Source organism: Anaerolineae bacterium (assembly GCA_016931895.1).
Classification (GTDB): Bacteria; Chloroflexota; Anaerolineae; order 4572-78; family J111; genus JAFGNV01.
Genome location: JAFGDY010000084.1, coordinates 1 through 15,292, shown reverse-complemented (window position 1 = coordinate 15,292; position 15,292 = coordinate 1). Strand labels below are relative to the sequence as shown.

9 protein-coding genes are annotated in these 15,292 nt (G+C 54.2%); 4 read left to right on the top strand and 5 right to left on the bottom strand.

Annotated features, from left to right (window positions below):
* Window positions 1–93 precede the first annotated feature (93 nt).
* The 5 genes from JW953_06710 to JW953_06690 all read right to left on the bottom strand — a co-directional run bounded on the left by JW953_06710 (window position 94) and on the right by JW953_06690 (window position 8,158).
* Window positions 94–3,537, bottom strand: coding sequence for a leucine-rich repeat domain-containing protein (locus tag JW953_06710; GenBank protein ID MBN1992378.1), 3,444 nt, complete (start codon window positions 3,535–3,537; stop codon window positions 94–96).
* A 13-nt stretch (window positions 3,538–3,550) separates the two neighbouring features.
* Window positions 3,551–5,266 carry a PAS domain S-box protein gene (locus JW953_06705; protein ID MBN1992377.1) on the bottom strand — a complete coding sequence of 572 codons (1,716 nt, stop codon included), beginning with the start codon at window positions 5,264–5,266 and terminating at the stop codon, window positions 3,551–3,553.
* Window positions 5,267–5,278: 12 nt separating this feature from the next.
* On the bottom strand, window positions 5,279–5,881 hold the full coding sequence (locus JW953_06700) for a chemotaxis protein CheC (protein MBN1992376.1): 603 nt from the start codon (window positions 5,879–5,881) through the stop codon (window positions 5,279–5,281).
* On the bottom strand, window positions 5,878–6,255 hold the full coding sequence (locus JW953_06695) for a response regulator (protein MBN1992375.1): 378 nt from the start codon (window positions 6,253–6,255) through the stop codon (window positions 5,878–5,880). Before JW953_06695 ends, JW953_06700 begins: the two co-directional genes overlap by 4 nt.
* A 244-nt stretch (window positions 6,256–6,499) precedes the next feature.
* Window positions 6,500–8,158 carry a GDP-mannose dehydrogenase gene (locus tag JW953_06690; GenBank protein ID MBN1992374.1) on the bottom strand — a complete coding sequence of 553 codons (1,659 nt, stop codon included), beginning with the start codon at window positions 8,156–8,158 and terminating at the stop codon, window positions 6,500–6,502.
* A 200-nt stretch (window positions 8,159–8,358) separates the two neighbouring features.
* Between JW953_06690 and ftcD the strand changes: the two genes are divergently transcribed.
* The 4 genes from ftcD (at window position 8,359) to JW953_06670 (ending at window position 15,181) form a co-directional block, all read left to right on the top strand.
* The gene (gene ftcD / locus JW953_06685) at window positions 8,359–9,249 is read left to right on the top strand and encodes a glutamate formimidoyltransferase (GenBank protein MBN1992373.1); all 891 of its coding nucleotides are present in this window, start codon (window positions 8,359–8,361) and stop codon (window positions 9,247–9,249) included.
* Window positions 9,250–9,431: 182 nt separating this feature from the next.
* The gene (locus tag JW953_06680) at window positions 9,432–12,809 is read left to right on the top strand and encodes a protein kinase (protein MBN1992372.1); all 3,378 of its coding nucleotides are present in this window, start codon (window positions 9,432–9,434) and stop codon (window positions 12,807–12,809) included.
* Window positions 12,810–12,813: 4 nt separating this feature from the next.
* Window positions 12,814–14,067 carry an MFS transporter gene (locus tag JW953_06675; GenBank protein MBN1992371.1) on the top strand — a complete coding sequence of 418 codons (1,254 nt, stop codon included), beginning with the start codon at window positions 12,814–12,816 and terminating at the stop codon, window positions 14,065–14,067.
* Window positions 14,051–15,181, top strand: coding sequence for a hypothetical protein (locus JW953_06670; GenBank protein ID MBN1992370.1), 1,131 nt, complete (start codon window positions 14,051–14,053; stop codon window positions 15,179–15,181). Before JW953_06675 ends, JW953_06670 begins: the two co-directional genes overlap by 17 nt.
* The last annotated feature ends 111 nt before the right edge of the window (window positions 15,182–15,292 follow it).

Genomic DNA, 15,292 nt, shown 5'->3' with positions numbered 1-15,292 from the left:
CAGTAAAACTTTGTGCTATGATAATTATAATTTATTTCCTCCTCCTTTCATTTCATTAACCCCCGGCTGCTGCCCCCAGCCGGGGGGATTTTTTTATCTTTCCAAAACCAGCGGTTCCACTAAATAAGGCTGGCGGTGTTCCTGACAAAGCCAAAGGATGTTGCCGTCCGGGGTGACGGTTTTGTGCAGGCCACCCCACTTCTGGGCCGGATCGGCCTCTTTGAGAAAGTGGTACAGGGCGCGCAGGGCCGGGCCAACGGTTTCAATTTCCACGCCCAGGCGAGGTTCGGGCGTAACGCGCTCCAGGGAATCAATGGCGCTTAATTGGGGGAGGGCGCTGTTGATCAACTCCAACATTTTAATGCCCTGATCCATTTTTTTGAGGGCTTCCTCGCTCCAACCAAGCATATCTTTCAGCCCAAAAAAGTCGCCCACCGGCAGGCCGTAGTGCAGAAACTTGAGCAGGTGTCCCAGCCAGGGGCTAAGGGTAAGCCACCACTGCTCGGCCTGGCGGAGGGGATAACCCTGGCCCACCAGGTGGGGCGCAGAGGGGTGTTGGCAAACCAGGTAAAGCAGGTATTCCTGGCTCACCCAGTTTTTGGGGTCAAAGCGGCCATCGGCCCCGGGCATCAGGATGAAGGTATTGGGACACTCCGCCTCAAATTTTTTCATTTCCAGATTCCACTGGCGGGTGAAGTTACGCACAATCAACTCCGATTGCTGCTGTAACCTTTCCAAAATGGTCTCTTGCCCATCCAAAAGCTCTTGCAGGCCCTTTTTCATGTCTCGAATGTCGGCCACTACTTGCGGCTCGGTGCTGGCGTGGATGCCGTAGAGCAGGGTGGGCACCGACACATCCGCAAAACTGTCGGGACATTCCACCGTGTATTTTTCCGCCTCCATCCGCCGCACCAAATCTGCGTAACGATAAAAACGCGGGCAGGGTTCGGCTGTATCCTGCTGCCAGTGACAGATGCATGGCACTTCGCGCTCAATTTTGAGGCCCTCAAAACGGGCCAGGATCAGGTCCAGGGTTTCCCGGAGAATGGTGAAAAAGTTTTGGGGCTGCGGTCCCCAGGCCACCAGCCGGAGTTCGCGGGCCACCGGATTCAGTTCGACCCGCGCCTGGTGGCCCTTATAGGCCAGCACCACGCCCTCGCGCCAGTGCTGGCCGCTGGTGTAGCGATGAGTGCGCACCAGAAACCAGCTCATGATGCCCGGCGGCGCAAAATCCAGCCGGTAAATCATTTCCACCTGGGTTTGTCCGGCCAGCGGCTTTTCGGGCCAGGGCGGCAGGTTGGCCGGTGGTTGGTAAGGCAGCAAAAGAGGGATCAGGCTGTGGGTGCGTGGTTTGCCGGGAACGTCGCTTTCAAGCTGGTAGCTCAGGTCAAATCGTTCCATCAGGCGTAAAAAGATGGGATAGAGGTGGCGTTCGTAAGCAACGCCGCTGTCGTCTTGCGCCCACAGCCGGGACAGGTCGGCGTGAGAGAGGATGCCCAACGCCTGCCGGGTTGGCTCGTCGGTGAGCACGCGGCTGATGGCTTTGGTGATCCAGTTGGGCTTGAGCACAATCAGGTTGCTCAATAAATCGTCGTCTTGAAAGTGGAGAATTTTACCCAGATCGTGCAGGTAACTGCTGAGGGTGGCGCGGGCAATATCGGCCTTGAGGCCCGGCTGCCGGCAGCAGGCCATGTATTTGTCCAGGTCAATGTGGTGTTCGGGGCGGTTGAGCAGCGCCTGTTCAACCGCCGCCCATGATTGGGGCCACTGCTGTTCCATTAGGGAGAGTTGGGCCGCGGTTTGGGCTAGAGCAGTTTTGAGCGTGTCAACACCCTGGCCGGTTTTATTGCTAACGGCGTAATGCCCGGCCAGTTGGGGATACCTGGCTTTGAGGGCCTGGTAATTGAGATCAGGTTGGCGTTGGTCAATGTGGGTGGCCACCAACAGCACCGGCGAGTCTGGGGCCACCACTTGAATGTTTTTGAGCCACTTATCCAGGCCGGCCTGCTCCACGCCAACCCCGGCGTTCCAGACCATCAGGTATAAGGAACGTTTGGTGAGAAAAAATTGGTGGGTGGTTTGGTAGATATGCTGCCCGCCAAAATCCCAGGTGTTGAGGGTAAGGGTTTGGTGAGGGTGATGCGGGTGAGGGAGGGCGTAGGGGCGGACATCAATGCCGTGTGTGCTGTTGAGGTTGCTGTCGAAGGGCTGGCCTTGCAATGCCCGCAGGAGCGAAGTTTTACCGGCCCGGCCTTCGCCAACCAGCAGCAGTTTGGCCTCGTAACGGGTAACGCTGCCGTGCCGGAGGTCGCGCAGATAGTCTAAAACTTCGCCCGTGCCCTGGGCGGCAATTTCGGGGGGAGGGGTGCGGAGGTTGGGGTTGTGTTCCAAAGAAAGAAGCTGGAGCCGCTTGAACTGATGGAAATCTGGCGGCAGGCGGTTGAGTTGGTTGTCGGCCAGGTGCAGGATTTGCAGGGTAGTAAGGCGGGCAAAATCTGGCGGCAGTTCTTGCAGTTGGTTGTTAGAGACGCTGAGGATTTGTAGGTTGGGCAGGCCGCAAAAATCGGAGGGAAGTTCTGAAAGTTGATTGTGGGCCAGGGAAAGGGTGTGCAGATTTTTTAATTGGGGCAAGTTGGGCGGCAGGTGGGTGAGTTGGTTATAGGCCAGGTCCAGGATTTTCAGGCCGGTCAATTGGCAGAAATCGGGGGGAAGTTCGGTCAGCCGGTTGTTGTGAAAGGAAAGAAGTTGGAGCTTGGTCAATTGACCAAAATTGGGAGGGAGTTGGGTCAGTTGGTTGTTGGAGCTTTCCAGGATGTGCAGGTTGACCAATTGGCAGAAATCAGGGGGGAGTTGGGTCAGTTGATTGCTGTAGAGGTAAAGGCGCATCAAATTGTGTAACCGGCCAAAATCGGTGGGGAGTTGGCGCAGTTCATTATTGCCCAGGTGAAGATACTCCAAATTGGCCAGTTGGCAGAGCGCGGCAGGCAGTTCGGCCAGTTGGTTGTCGGCCAGGGTGAGGCCCAGGAGCCGGTTCAACCGGCCGATCTCCGGCGGTAAGTACCTGAGTTGATTGTTGCGGAGGTGCAGGTAGTGCAGGTCGGTCAATTGGAAAAGTTCAGGCGGAATTTGGCCCAGCGGCAGGTCGTCCAGGGTCAGGCTGCACAATTTGGATAATTGCCACAGCGCGGCAGGCAGTTGGGGCAGGGGGTTGTCGGCCAGGGAGAGAATTTTTAAGCGGGTCAGGCGGCCAAGCGCGGGAGGCAGGGTGGTTAGCTGATTTTTATCCAGGGCCAGCCGGCGCAGATTGTTTAGCCGGCCGATCTCCGGCGGAAGCATGGTCAAGTTATTTTTGCTCAGGATCAATTCTTGCAGGTAGGCGAGTTGCCCGATCTCCGGGGGAAGTTCGTTCAGGCCCAATTCAGATAGGTCAAGTTTGCGGAGCCGGCCTTGTTTGTTATATTCGGCGTCTTTGGGTTCAACTTTGAGTTTATTGGCGAGCGTAGTCACCAAGTTTTTATCGGGGCTGGATGGGGACATTTTTAACTCCGGGTTATGTTTTGCTTTGAGCCAGGGGTAAGGTGACGATGAAAGTAGCTCCCTGGCCTGGGGCGCTGGTGGCGGTGATTGCGCCGCCGTGACGGTCAACAATTTTGCGGCAAATGGCCAGGCCGATGCCGGTGCCTTCGTATTTGCTGTGACCGTGCAGACGCTCGAAAATGCGGAAGATGCGCTCTAAATGTGTTTCGTCAAAACCAATGCCATTGTCGGCAACCGTCAGCCGGCACAATCCCTCTTCAATATTGGCCCGGACTTTGACCAGTGGCGGTTCGGTGGGGCGGTGATATTTAAGGCCGTTGCTGATCAGGTTTTGGAGCAGTTGGCCCATTTGCATGGGGTCGGCCTCGATGGTGGGCAGCATGCCGATAGCTACCTGGCCCCCTACTTCTTCAATCCGTCCTTCCAGGTCTGATAGAACTTCCGAGGCTATTTTGTTTAAATCAACCAGGGTAAAGGGTTGGGCATGGGTGGTCAGCCGGGAATAGGTCAGCAAGTCTTGGATCAGGGTTTGCATGCGGGTGGCGGCGTGTAACAGCCGTTCCAGGTAATCTCGCGCTTGCTCGTTAAATAAGTCGCCGTGCCGGGTGCGCAGGCGGTTGCTGAAGAGCTGAATTTTGCGCAGCGGCTCCTGCAAATCGTGTGAAGCGATGTAGGCAAAGGTTTGCAGTTCGTGGTTGCTGCGTTCCAGGTCGGCGGCGTAGGCTTGTAACCGGGCTTCAGCGCGTTTGCGTTCTAGGGCGTTAACAAAAATTTCGCCCACAATTTTGAGCAGGGCAATATCTTCTTCGGCCCATTTTTTCTGAGCCTGGATAGAGGCAAAGGCCAAAGAGCCAACCGGGACATCGCGATAAACCAGGGGCAGATTGACCAAGGCTCCAATATTTTTAGCCCGGCTTATTTCTTTTTCAGCAGTGGCGGCAGGGGGAAGGTCGGCTATGGCTGAAACAAGGACGGTATCAAACTGCTTTATTTTTTGGGCAAACCAGGGGAAATGATCAACCGGACACTCTTTGACGGTTTGGCTGAGCGGTTCAAGGCCAGGAGCGTCCCACTCGTGGCTGATGCTCATGCTGGTTGCGTTTTCAGAAAACAGCAAGATGTAACTCCGGTCAACCTTAAGAAATTCGCCAATGGTTTGCAGGGCATGATTAATGCCTTCGTCAATTTGGTCTGAGGGCAGGTTGATGAAGTGGGTGGAGAGGGTCGTGATGAGGTCTTCAAACTCAATTCGGTGTTGCAGCGCTTTTTCGGCCAGTTGGCGTTCTTTGATCTCGGCCAGGGCCTGATCGCGCATGAGGCGGTAATCCTGAATCCGGCCGGTCAGGTCGGTGACATCCTGCACCACAAAAAGGGCGTAAAAGTCTTGGTTAGTGGGACTGCGGACAGCCGTAACCGTGGTGTGCTGAATGCGGGCCTGGCCGTTTGGCAGATGAGCCGGGATGATGGATTTGTGCAGTTGGGCCGAAAAAATAGCGGGCGGGCCGCCTTCGAATATGTTTTGTAAACGACCGGCATACTTGGGTTCTTGCAGATGGGGAAAGTGCCGGCCAATGTTTGCGCCCACTATCCGGCTGCGAGAAATGCCGGTCCAATCTTCAAGGCAGTGGTTCCAAAAAAGAACGAGAGAGTCTTTGCGGAGCACAAATACCCCCACCGGAACCTGGTCGAGGATATTGAATTGTTGCTCGGCAAGCTCGATTTCGTTCAAGGTGATGTTTCCTTAGCTAACGTTGATGGCGTCAATGGCGGCCAGCAGCGCGTCAAACGAGCCAACTTCAAAGAGCAGAATGATGTCGCCTTCAATTTGTAATTGTTGGATGGTGAAGCGAGTATGGGCCAGGAGAATGGTGGTGTTGGCGTCGAGGCCGTTGGCCAGTAGCAATCTTTCAATATTATCCTCAAGGTAGGTGGGCACAGAGTAATTGATATGGCGTTCTAAAACATTGCCAATGGAACCCATGACGCCGTTGAGGATGATGTTGCCTACTTCGGTGAGCGTGCCTATTCTGATGGAGTCGAGATCGGGCGTGGCCGGCTCTTCGCCGGTTAAAACGTCAACCAATTTCCCGGCGCTATCCGGCGGGAAGACCAGGGAAGCAATGCCGGAGAACGGCCCTTTGAAGCTGAGGCGAACGGTGGAAAGCTTTTGGCTGCCCAGTTGGCCCATTTCTTCTTTTAAGGTGAGCGGGGAGAATATTTTTACGTAGGGCACTTGCAACTGCACGCGGGATTGCAGCATATCGTTTAACATGCCCGCCGCCCGGCCAACGCCAATATTGATCAATTCTTTGAGAGTATCTATTTGGGCAGGTGTTAGTTTCATGCCTCCCCCTCCTCTGGCGAGCCAAGAATGTGGTTGATGGTCTGATACAGTTGTTCGCTGTCAACCGGCTTGTTGATAATGGCGCGGGCGCCCAGGGCCAGACATTGTTTATGGGTGCTGGTTTGCACATCAGCGGTGATAACTACAACGGGTATCTTTGAACCTTGTTGCTGAAGTTTTTCCAGCAGTTCAAACCCGCTGGTTTCGGGCATGATGAGGTCCAACAGAATGCAGTCAGGCCGGTGGCTGGCAGCCATTTCCAGGCCCACGTGTCCGTTGTCTGCTTCTATGGTCTGATGTCCTTGCGCTTCCATATATTTGCGCACGAGCCGGCGTTGATAGGAGGAGTCGTCTATAATTAAAATGAGGGCCATATTTTTTCCCTTTTTGGCTGGTTTTGTTTGCGCGGTTTAGTTTAATTATAACATGGCAGATTTTTAATGTCTATGGCGGGGGTGTTTCCCAATTCTATTGAGCCTTTTTTACCCGACGAACGACCGATTTATTTGTCGGTTTTTGATCAATTTTGGTCGTCAAGCGTCATTGGCCGTCATTCGTCAAAAGAGTAAAGTTGACTTTTGGTGCTTTATAAACTACTCCCTATGTGGGCTAAAAGGACTACCTTTTTAGTTTACGCACTGCGTCTTTGATCTGTTGGATGTGGCCGCGGCCCAACCCCTTCACCTCACACCCCAGCTCAAAATATCGCCGGATGGCGTCGTCATCCAGGATGCCAAAACAATCAATCACGGCCAAAGGTTTGCCTGTCCAGGCCACCACATCATCTGGCTTGAGATCAAGGTAATGTTGATGCGGCACGGCAAAAACAACCGCTTCCACGCCCTTGAGAGCGGTGGACAGGTCTTTTTGCACCACCACGTTTTTGAGGTCTTCCTGATTGCGGAAAAACCGTTTCCACGAATGTCCCGGCGCGGGGTAAGCCTCTTGTTTTTCCAGTTCATACCAGTGCGCCACGTAGGGGTCGTGTGCCCGTATCTGCGCCCCCATCTCGGCCAGCTTGCGCACCACCAACTCGCTGCCGCTATAGCGGGTATCGCCCACATGCTGGCGATAGCTGGCCCCGCATAAGAGCACGTCGGCGCCGGCAATGTAACGGCCCATGTTGCGCAGGGCGTCGCGGGTCAACTCGGCCACGTGCAGGCCGCGCGTATCGTTAATGTCAATGGCCATTGGGGTGAGTCTAAAAACGCTATCGCCGTCTTCAAAACCCAACAAGTGCCGGTAGGCCCAGTAACCCAGGCCGCCGTCTTTGGGCAGGCAGTACCCGCCAATGCCGGGGCCGGGGAAAATGATATTGCTGTGGGTGGGACGCATGCGAATAGCTTCGATGACCTTGATCAAGTCCACCCCGTTACGTTCGGCAAAGATGCTCCACTCATTGAGAAAAGCCAAAATAGTGGCGCGATATGAATTCTCCACAATTTTTGTGGTTTCCGACTCAATTGGCCGGTCCATAATGGTCAGCGGATATTTGTCTGTATTGATGATTTCCCGCAGAAATTTTTCCACGCGCTGGCGGGCTTCCGGCGTGCAGCCGGCGCAGACGCGCCAAAAGTCGCGGATACTGGCCACATACTCCCGGCCCGGCATGACCCGCTCAAAACTGTGCGCCAGCACCGGCGTAGCCTCAAGGCCGCGCGCGGCAAAGGCTCGCTTCAGGATGGGCCAGGCCACAAATTCGGTGGTGCCGGGGGCCACTGTTGTTTCGATGAGGGTTAAACAATGCGGCGGAATTTTCTCGCCAATGGTTTTGAGGGTGGCTTCCAGGGCCACCATATCTGTTTCGCCGGTGCGCATGTCGCCCAGGTCGTGTTTAACATAATCGCATTGCACGTCAACCACCACACAGTCGGCCAGCTTCAGGCAGTCGCTATTATACGTGGCTACTAGAGTTTTTGTCTCATTAACACAGCGGTTAATCAGCGCGTCAACTTCCGGGTCTTCCGCTTTCACCGGCGATTGCCCCCGGTTCAGGAGCGGGATTTTCCAGTAACTGCGCGTGCTGGGGCGTTGGCAGCCAATCACAAATTTGCTGGGGCGGCCCTCTTTATCCCTGGCGTCGGCAATAATGGCCGCCATAACCGCCCCCACAAAACCGACGCCCATCACCACTACCACTTCCTGGCCGGCTTGCCGGGCTTTTTCGGCCAATTCTTTGATTTTATTAAATTCCTGCTCATACTCATCGGCCTGCGGCAAGGCAAACTTTTCCCCGGCCGGGCTGATCGAATAAGCTACTTCTTTGTCCCTGGTCATCTGTAATGTCTCCTGGTCAAAATTAAGATAATATATCGCGGTTGCGACAATTTGCCCATTGTACCATAACTATCTCTCTACTGACAATCGCCCCAAAATAGAAAAACCAACCTTTGGCCCTGCGGCACTTTTGCCATTTAAGATGCGGGCGGGTAGAATTGGGCCAAAACAAAACGATACGCTAATTTGGCGAGGGAAAAATGAAGATTTTGCTGTGCATCCCTAATATCAGCGAAGGCAGAAACCGGGAGGTTGTTGAGCAAGTGGTGGCTGAAGTGCGGCGCATCGAGGGAGTCAAAATTTTAAATTATTCCTCTGATGCGGATCACAATCGCTCGGTACTCACTTACCTGGGCGAGCCGGAACCGGTGTTGGCCGCAACCAAAGCTATGGCGGCCAGAGCCTTAACCCTGATTGATATGAGCCGGCAGCAGGGCGCTCATCCCCGTCTAGGCGCAGTGGACGTGGTGCCGTTTGTGCCGTTGCGCGAGGTGGAAACAGAGGAAGCCGTTAACCTGGCCCGGCAATTTGGCCGCTTTTTGGGCGAGTTAGGCGTGCCGGTTTATTATTATGAAGACGCCGCCACGCAACCGGAGCGTGTGAATCTGGCCGATATTCGCCGGGGCCAGTATGAGGGGTTGCCGGAAAAATTTAAAGACCCGGCCTGGCTGCCGGATGAAGGGCCGGCCACGTTCAATGCCAAAAGTGGGGCCACGGTGACCGGGGCGCGGTTTCCCTTGATTGCCTTTAACGTGAATTTGCGCACAACCGACGTGTCTATTGCCCGGCGAATTGCCCGGGCCGTGCGCCACAGCAGCGGCGGGTATCGTTACGTTAAAGCCATGGGCCTGGCAGTGAAAGAGCAGGGCCTGGTGCAGGTTTCCATGAATTTGACCAATTATACCCAAACCCCTATCCCTCGAGTTCTGGAGACAATCCGTTTGGAGGCGGCCCGGCATGGGGTGAGCGTTGCCGGTAGCGAACTCATCGGCACCATGCCCCTGGGGGCATTGGAAGAAGTGGTCAAACACTATCTCCAGGCGCACGATTTTAAATTAAATCAAATTGTGGAGTATTCGTTGCTTGAATAAGTTGAACAGGTGGCGCAGTAACCGTGTCCGGTATCGGGCAAAATCCCCGTTGATTCCCCCTTTTATTACCTGTTGAGTCGTGTTATAATGGTTTTTATAAGCCGCTAACCCTTGGCTACATTCAGGATAGCTTTCTAACGCGATCTCTTTACCCTGGCCATTCCCCGGAAGGAGGGCCTAAAATGATCGGTCGGAATCTTGGTAATTATCGCCTGATTGAACAAATTGGCATCGGTGGAATGGCTACCGTTTACAAAGCCTACGATCCCGATACGGACCGTTACGTGGCCGTTAAAATTCTGCCCGAACACTTCTCCCAGGACCCCAAATTTCGCCAGCGTTTTGAACGCGAGGCCAAAGCCATTGCCAAATTGGAACACATTCATATTTTGCCCCTCTTCACCTATGGCGAAGACAACGGCATCGCCTATATGGTCATGCGTTACCTGGAAGCCGGTTCGCTCACCGACCGGATGAAGAAAGGGGCGTTGTCCCTGACCGAAGCCAGCCGCCTATTGAGTCAAATTGCCGCCGCCCTGGATTACGCCCATGCCCATGGCGTGCTGCACCGCGACGTGAAGCCCAGCAACGTACTGCTTGATTCTTCCGGCAATGCCTTTCTGATGGACTTTGGCATTGCCAAAATGGTGGCCAGCACGCTCGACCTGACCGGCGGCGGTATCCTGGGCACTCCGGCTTACATGAGTCCCGAACAATGCCGGGGCAACACCGAATTGACGCCCGCCTCCGACCAATACTCGTTAGGCATTATCCTCTACGAGATGGTCACCGGCCGCCCCCCCTTTCAGGCTGAAACGCCCATTGCCCTGATCCACATGCAACTGAACGACCCCCTGCCCCTGCCACGCCAGGTCCGCCCCGAACTGTCCGAAGAGATTGAGCGGGTGGTGCTCAAAGCCCTGACCAAAGACCCCAACCTGCGCTTTCGCACCTGTGGCGATATGGTGGCAGCCTTTGCCCGGGCGGTAGCCAAAATTTCCCCTGAGCAAACTCAACCGGCCGAAGACAGCCTGACCATCGCTTCTGAAATTCCGGCAGCGGTCACCACCCCGGATATTGAAGACGCCACCGTACTGCACGGAACCGCCGTGCCGGGTCAGGCTGCCAGGCCGCGCCGCCGGTTTCCGGTTTGGGCGTTTGGTTTGGCCGGGGTGCTGGTGATAGGTTTGTTGGCAGTAGCAGTAGCCGTTGTAGTTGGCTTGATTCCATCCGGCCAGGCGGAAGAAACACAGCCCTCTGTAACTGTGGTCGAATTGCCGGAAGGCACCCGGCGAGTGAAACCCTGCGTTTGGGACGATCACGGTCCCGGCTTGTGTATCTATGACCCTCCCCGCGAACAGCCCGACCAGAAAATCTTGCCAGAGACCGATTTTGAGATTACAGGCGGGGTTTCGTGGAGTCCTGATGGCAAAAAAATTGCCTTTTCGGCCATTGAACTCGGTGGGAACCCGTCGCAAGATCATGCGCTTTACCTGGTCAATGCCGATGGCACAGACCTGGCCAAACTCCCCCCCATTAATAACGACATCGGTCCGGCCTGGAGCCCGGATGGCGAGTGGTTGGCTTTCCATAGCGGCTGCGACCTGGCCATCATGCATCCCGATGGTTCTGAGCCGAAAATCATTTGGAACAGCGATGGACAACAAAGCGCATGTGTGGAACAGCCGCAGTGGTCTCCCGATAGCCGGTCAATTGTAGTTTCGGGGATGGTGGGCGGAGGTGGAGAGCCAACTTTTCCGGCAACGCGTGAGGTTTGGATTGTCTCTGATGAGGGTCATACGTTTACGTCTATTGCTACGATCGTTTATGAAAATGATGAATGTTTAATGCCCGATGTGGCTTTCAGCCCCGATAATACCCATGTAACCTACCTTGATGAAAAGTGCCGCGCCTGGTTGGTCAACGCCGATGGTTCGGGGCAACCGGAACTGCTTGATGAATTTCCTTATTGGTGGACGGCTGCCGTGGATCCTCAGTGGGGCCAGGCCAAACCTGTCCCTGAAATAGAGCCGGAATCAGCAACGCCATTGGAGCCGACGCCCGATTTTGCGGACACGCTTACGGATAAAATCATTGAACATTGTGAAAACTCGGAACCGCCCCAACTTTGCCTCCGTAACGCTGTCACCAACCGGGTTGCGCCAATAACGCAAAATCTAACTTTTGAGACAATTATTCTGTTTGCCTGGTCGCCCGATGGTGAGCAAATCGTTTTTGATGCCGGTACAGACCCGGCAACCGATATTTATGATCACAAACTTTATCTGATCAAGGCTGATGGTTCCAACCTGAAACAGCTTACCAGCGGCAACACCAACGACGTTTTCCCTGATTGGTCTCCTGATAATCAATTGATCGCTTTTGCGCGCGATTGCTCCCTGTGGGTCATCCGGCCAGATGGTACGGGGGCCAAACAATTGTTGCCCGGAGATGATAGATTTTGTGTTTCAATTCCAGCCTGGTCGCCCGATAGCCGGCAGATTGCCTTCTTGAATAGCCCTGACGATGAAACAATCCCCTACGAAATTCTCATACTCGATCCCAACCAACCTGCGCCTAAAGTGGTTCATTCGTTTGACCGGCCCGTTGAACCTTTCCTGATAACCTGGAACCCTGACGGCCAACAACTGGCCATCTGGTTTGCCGGTGACGCTCAACCCAGAATAGTACTGGTAAATATTAACGGCAGCGGCGAGCCAAAATTGATAGAAGGCGAGATGCTGGAAATATTGAATCCCTGGACCTGGATACCCAGTTACTGGCCACGCTGGGCAGGCAAACAAACGGTGGTTCGCCCGCCTGTTCAAGAATCAAAGGAAACCCTTATCCCGTCTGACCCGTGGGGGGATATTGTCATTCCGCCAGGGGGGACGATCAACTTGGCTTTTGTGGGGGCGCTTTCGGGCGAACTATCCGAACTTGGCGCAGTCCAAAAAAACGCTTTTCTGATGGCCCTTGAGGAAAAGTCAGCTATCAAAGGATTTCCCATTAAAGCCGGTCTCATCGTTGATGGCGGCTGTGGTGATCCTGATTTGGGGCAAAAAGCGGCCCAAGACGTTGTCGTTGAGGCCAATATTGTGGGCCTGGTTGGTCACACTTGCTCGGCTTCTTGCATGGGAGGAGCGCCTGTATACGAAGACGCTCATTTGGTCTGGATTTCTCCTTCCTGCTCCAATCCAAATTTGACCGAACAGGGCTTTGACGTGTTCAACCGGCTGGTCTTTCGGGATGACCGGGATGGAGATGAGAAAAATGCACAAGTTGTAGACACTCCGATCTACCAGGAATTTGCCCAAAGTTACCAGGATGCCTATGGCCAATCCCTGGCCGAAATAGGCTCAGGTTTTTTCGCGGCCTACACATACGATGCCACAAACATCCTGCTTCAAGCCATCGAGGTTGTCTCGGTGGAAGATGAAGCCGGCAACCTGATTATTGGCCGCCACATTCTGGCCGAGGCCGTGCGAAACATCCCAGCTTATCCAGGCGTCACCGGCGTCATCCGCTTTGATGACCAGGGCGACCGGTTGTTGCCGTAGGCTTATGCCAGAAGAAACTGTTATCTCGCCCTGGCGCGTGCTCATCCCGGTTGGGTTAGGCACGAGCTTATCCCTGATTGGTGATGCATCACTCTATGTTGTTTTGCCTACGCACGTAACCGAAGCCGGGGTATCATTGGCCAGTGTGGGTATCTTGCTATCGGCCAATCGTTTTATTCGGCTGCTGTTCAATGGCCCGGCGGGGATGGCTTATGATCGCTGGTCGCGCCGGTATTTGTTTATAGCAGCTTTGGTCATCGGTGCGGTTTCAACGGCCTTGTACGCGCTCACCCAGGGATTTTGGCCCTTACTGGCGGGTCGGCTGCTGTGGGGATTGGCCTGGTCTGGGATCTGGGTGGGGGGCAATGTCATTGTACTTGACCTGGCGGGTGAAAACAACCGGGGTCGTTGGGTTGGCCTTTACCAGATTTCCTTTTTCCTTGGCTCATCAAGCGGCACCATGATCGGCGGCTTGCTGACTGATTGGCTGGGCTACCATACCGCCATGGGGGTGGGCGCGAGTTTGACTCTTTTAGGAGCGATGATTGCCCTTATTTTCTTGCCCGAAACTCGTCATTTCAGGCGAGCCGTTTCCGTTAATTGGAGCAAGGTCTCGCCGCCTGCTGCTAACATTGTCAAACCAGTCAATCGGAGCCAGTTGGCTTCGGCCTTTGCCCTCCTGGGAATGAGTCGGCTGGTGGTGGCCGGGTTTCTGCTGTCAACGTTTGGTTTATTCTTATTGGAGCAGTTTGGCGATTCGATTTACGTTGCCGGTCGTTTGTTTGGCGTAGCTACCCTGACCGGAGTTGGGTTGGGTTTGACCACCTTGATGGCGATGGCCGCTGCCCCGGTGATGGGCAGACTGTCAGACCGTCTGCATAATCGTTGGCCCGTAGCCGTTGGTGGTTTAGCGCCCGGTGTGGCCGGCTTTGGCCTGCTGGCTTTAGGGTTGCCCTTAACCGTACTGCTCGGCCTCCCCTTAACGGCCATTACGAGTGGTAGCAATCAGGGTTTGGCCACAGCGCTGGTGGGCGATCTATCTGAGGCAAAACAACATGGCCGGCGATTGGGGATGTTGTTTACCACCGGCGATCTAGCCAGCGCCATTGGCCCGCCCTTGGCTTACGGCCTGATACCCTTGTTTGGCTTGAGTGGTATTTATCTTTTGAGCGCGGGTTTGTACGCCTTGATGTTCTGGGTGGCTTGGCAGTGGGCGGTCAGGTTGGGAAAAAAGAAGCGATATGGGTACGAAGGGTAAGTTCTTTACCAAACAAAGCATAATTACAGGGTTTGCCTTTGGGGTGATGGTCTGGCTGCTCATTTTCTTGAAACTTGAGCCGATTTCCGCGGCGATACCTCCTGAGCAAGCAATTGCCCGCCACCTTCTACAGTCCAGTCCAGATTGCCCGCCCGATTATACCCCCGGCGTTTACCTGTACGCGGAGCCAGATTTTAAGGGCGTTTGTTACCATACTACTACCGACATTGCCGATTTGGGCCAAACCCCTCTTGGCGATAATAATGTCTCGTCTGTTCAACTGCGGGGCTGGTACATCGTCAAACTCTATGAACATCCCTATTGGCAGGGCCGGACCAAAGAGATTATGGTAGATGAGGGCAATCTTGGTGCAGATGTGCTTGGTGGAAAATATTCATCGCTGCGCCTCTATCCCCAGCAAGAAACCGATCTTGTTTCAAATATCCGGGTAGCCTCCGGCCAAAATTATTACTTGAGTTGGTGCAAAATAGGAGATGAGTATTACCTGGACCGAGATTACACTTTCACCAATTTTTCCAAGGATAAATATGATGATCTTCCCTGTATAAAAACGGCTAACGCTGATAAGGACAATTCTACCTCAACCTTCCTTACCTTTGAGTTGAATGAACCCGCTTTTGTCTACATCTATTTCGACCGGCGGGTAAGCCGGCCGCCTGGGTGGATGGACCTGTTCCGGCAAACTGAAAACAAAGCCTTTGTCAGTGACCATAATCTGGATTATTTTGTTATCTATGCCTGTAATAGCCATCCGGGCGCAATCACTCTGGGGGGACCTCAATATGGCGGCGGCGGAGCCAAGGCCATGTACGTGGTGGCTTTTCGGGAGGGGGTGTGGAGCGAGCAGTTATGCACCGGCATCCAGCCTCCGGCCACCCCGACCTATACCCCCACCCCCAAACCGACACCAACCGTCATACCCACGCCTACCCCTCGTGGCGATGTAACCGGGGATGGCCGAATTGACATTTTTGATTTGTCCTTTGTGGCTGCACGTTACGGCTCAAATGATTCCGTGGCCGATATCAACGGTGATGGCCTGGTGGATATTTTTGACCTGGTGATTGTGGCCGGTAACTATTGCCGGTTTTAGGTTCTGTTGACATTTGCCCAAAAGTGTCATTAGTATGAGAAAAACGTGGTAATATAAAAAGACAGGACACGGCAGATCGATTGTCATTAGGTCTCAAGACCGTCTCGGAGC